The 1,260-nt window shown below is 49.0% G+C and carries 1 protein-coding gene; it reads right to left on the bottom strand.

The genetic code is table 11. The annotated features are described in order from the left end of the window. Nucleotides 1–207 precede the first annotated feature (207 nt). Nucleotides 208–1,212, bottom strand: a complete 1,005-nt coding sequence (locus DRI82_RS23640; protein WP_114196320.1) for an IS110 family RNA-guided transposase — start codon at nt 1,210–1,212, stop codon at nt 208–210. Nucleotides 1,213–1,260: the final 48 nt, after the last annotated feature.

Raw genomic sequence — 1,260 nt, 5'->3', positions numbered from 1 at the left:
CTTGAATCTATCCGGCGTCTGAATGAGCTTAATTGCCCGCGCCTCGATGAGTTCCGCGCCTGATGAACCTCTAGAAAATATACGGCTTCAGATGAGCCTTTCCGTTTTACAGGTTCCTCAACAGGCCGGTTGGCCGTTCGTATCATCAATAATCAGTATTCGCAAAACAAGATAAGTGGCTGTTTAAAATCATTATTCTTGTTGACTTTACGCATGGAACGTCTGTTGTCGTGCCGTCAGTGCCCAGGCTATTCTGGCCAGCTTGTTTGCCAGAGCACAGGTCACGACAAAATTACTTTTTCGGCACAACAACTCCCTGACCCAGTCGGCCAGCTTGCCAGACTGGTGTTCCAGTTTTTGTATAAAAACTCTGGCACACTGAACCAGCAAGGTTCGGATCTTTTTGTTGCCTCGCTTGCTGATCCCCAGCAACATCGTCCGGCCGCCCGTGCTGTACTGACGTGGTGCCAGTCCTGTTGCTGCCGCAAAATCACGGCTGCTGGCGTATTGTTTGCCGTCACCAAGCTCAGTGGAAATGGTACGGGCTGTCAGCGTTCCCACACAGGGGATCGTCAGTAAACGCTGCCCAACCTCATCCTCGTTTAACTTTCGCTTCAACTGAGCTTCCAAATCGTTTATCTGCTCAACAAGATAATGATAATGCCGCTGCAATTTCAGCAATAACTGGTTGAGATAAAGAGGTAATTTGTTGTCTTCAAGGATCGTGCTTAGCCGACTGATAACCGCAGCACCTCGAGGAACGCTGACGCCAAACTCCAGCAGAAAAGCATGCATTTGATTAGTCGTTTTGACCTTATCCTGCACCAGAGACTCACGAACCCGATGCAGAGCCCGCATGGCCTGTTGAGACTCCGTTCTAGGCTGAACGAAGCGCATTGATGGACGTGATGCAGCCTCACAGATAGCTTCGGCATCAACGAAGTCGTTTTTGTTAGTTTTAACGAACGGACGGACAAACTGTGGTGATATCAGCTTTGGCGTATGTCCCAGCTCGGTCAACTTGCGCGCCATGAAGTGAGAACCACCACAGGCTTCCATCACAATGGTGGTTGCCGGACATGTCGCCAGAAATTCAAAGAGTTTTGGCCTGGTAAACTTTTTACGAAAAACCGCTTTCCCACGACGATCCTGACAATGAATGTGGAAAGAGTTTTTACCCAGATCGATACCAATGAGCGCAATGTTTTCCATGATGGTTCTCCAGTTTAAGCCTGCTCTCAGCATACTGCTGTGAAGGAG

The organism is Edaphovirga cremea (genome assembly GCF_003332275.1).
In the GTDB taxonomy this organism is placed as follows: domain Bacteria; phylum Pseudomonadota; class Gammaproteobacteria; order Enterobacterales; family Enterobacteriaceae; genus Edaphovirga; species Edaphovirga cremea.
This window is presented reverse-complemented; position numbering and strand designations above follow the sequence as displayed.